Here is a 1,985-nt window from a genome sequence, read left to right as displayed (position 1 = left end):
ATGCCGTCAACAACGCGCTGAAGGTAGAAAGCCGCGGCGACGAGCAGAAAAGACGGCGCAAGGGAACGCCGACCGCGCTGACCTTCCGCGATCTCGTGACCCGCAGCCCGAGCATGGACCGCGTGCTGCGGCTTGGCCAAAAGGCTGCGGCGTCCAACATTCCGATCCTGATCGAGGGGGAATCCGGCGTCGGCAAGGAGATGGTGGCGCGCGCCATCCAGGGCACCGGCGACCGGCGTTCCAAGCCGTTCGTGACGGTGAACTGCGGCGCCATCCCCGACAATCTCGTGGAAAGCATCCTGTTCGGTCACGAGAAAGGCTCGTTCACCGGTGCTACCGAAAAGCATGCCGGCAAGTTCGTGGAAGCCAATGGCGGCACGCTGTTTCTCGACGAAATCGGCGATCTGCCCGTCGATATCCAGGTCAAGCTGCTGCGCGCCGTGCAGACCGGCGAGGTCGATCCGGTCGGTTCCAAGCAGACGGTCAAGGTCGATATTCGCCTGATCTCGGCCACCCATCGCGATCTCATCCAGCGCGTGAAGGACGGGCTGTTTCGCGAAGATCTCTTTTACCGGTTGAACGTCTTCCCGATCATGGTGCCGCCGCTGCGGCAGCGGCCGGAAGACATCGCGCCACTGGTGCGGCATTTCATCGAGCGGCTGAGTGCGGGCGAAACGCGCGGCCGGGTGACCGGCATCATGCCCGATGCGCTGACCATGCTCGAAGCCTATGACTGGCCGGGCAATATCCGGCAGCTGGAAAACGCGGTTTTTCGCGCGCTGGTGTTGAGCGATGGGCACCTGCTTACAACGGGGGACTTCCCGCAGATCCGCGCGCAGCTCGGCGAGATCGATCTCGACGCCGTGAATTTTTCTCAAGCTAAACCGCTCGTTCTGAGATCGCCTCCGCCACCGAGTGCGGCAGAGGCTCAGCCGCTTTACGGCCTGATGCGCACGCATGACGAGCGCGGCGAGGTCCGGGCTTTGGCCGACATCGAAAGGGAAATGATCCGGCTCGCTTTGGAGCATTATAACGGCCAGATGAGCGAAGTTGCGCGCCGGCTTGGCATCGGGCGCTCCACACTTTACCGCAAGCTCAAGGAGTATGGGCTCGTGGGTGAAAGCGAGCATGACGAACGCCTTGCGTCATGATGCCACCGATTGCAGCCGCAACTGCCTGCTAATAAACGCTTTACCATCCCTGCCATAATCGGCCCGAGAGGTGGACATCGCCATCCTCTAACCGCATTTGGGCTTCAATAAGCATGGATTAACCATTAGGATCGACAATCGTGGTTACCGATTCACGAATGTCGTCCTCATCGGTGCTCGGGGACATCTAGCCGACAAGGCAGTATTTTGACCAAGACCGACGGCAAATTGAACGCTCAACGCTCGATTTTCTTTGGCTTGCCCAAGTGGCTTTCTGCGTCGTTCCTTATCGTCGCCTGTTTGTGCTCCGGCATGAGCGTTGCGTCCGCCGAAACCCGCACGCTCAAGCTCCACTTCATTCACACGAATGAAAAGGCCGAAATCACGTTCAAGAAGAACGGGAAGTACATTCCGTCAGGTCTGGCCCAGGTCAACAAGTTCCTGCGCGATTGGCGCCGCAACGAATCCACCAAGATGGATCCGCGGCTGCTCGATCTGGTGTGGGAGGTGTATCAGGCGTCCGGTTCGCGTTCCTACATCACCGTCATTTCCGCATATCGTTCGCCGGCAACCAACTCGATGCTGCGTGGCCGCAGCCGCACCACGGGTGTGGCCGAGAAGAGCCAACACATGCTCGGCAAGGCGATGGATTTCTATCTGCCTGACGTGAAGCTCTCCAAGCTGCGCGAACTCGGCCTCCGCAAAGGCGTGGGCGGCGTCGGTTTCTATCCGACCTCCGGTTCGCCTTTCGTGCATCTCGATGTCGGCAATGTTCGCCATTGGCCGCGCATGTCGCGCTCTCAGCTGATGGCCGTATTCCCCAAGGGCGACACG

The 1,985-nt window shown here is 60.2% G+C and carries 2 protein-coding genes; both read left to right on the top strand.

Features of this window, described 5'->3' with window-relative positions; genetic code table 11:
- Positions 1-1,151 (top strand): sigma-54 dependent transcriptional regulator (locus tag RTX98_RS17855; RefSeq protein ID WP_312798148.1); only part of this gene is annotated, 1,151 nt, incomplete at its 5' end.
- Positions 1,152-1,463: 312 nt separating this feature from the next.
- Positions 1,464-1,985, top strand: a 522-nt coding sequence (locus tag RTX98_RS17850) for a DUF882 domain-containing protein (RefSeq protein ID WP_312798147.1), incomplete at its 3' end; no start/stop codon positions are given.

This window comes from Tianweitania sp. (genome assembly GCF_032053605.1).
Taxonomy (GTDB): Bacteria; Pseudomonadota; Alphaproteobacteria; order Rhizobiales; family Rhizobiaceae; genus Tianweitania.
The sequence above is the reverse complement of the archived record's forward strand: the minus strand, read 5'-3'. Positions and strand labels throughout refer to the sequence as shown.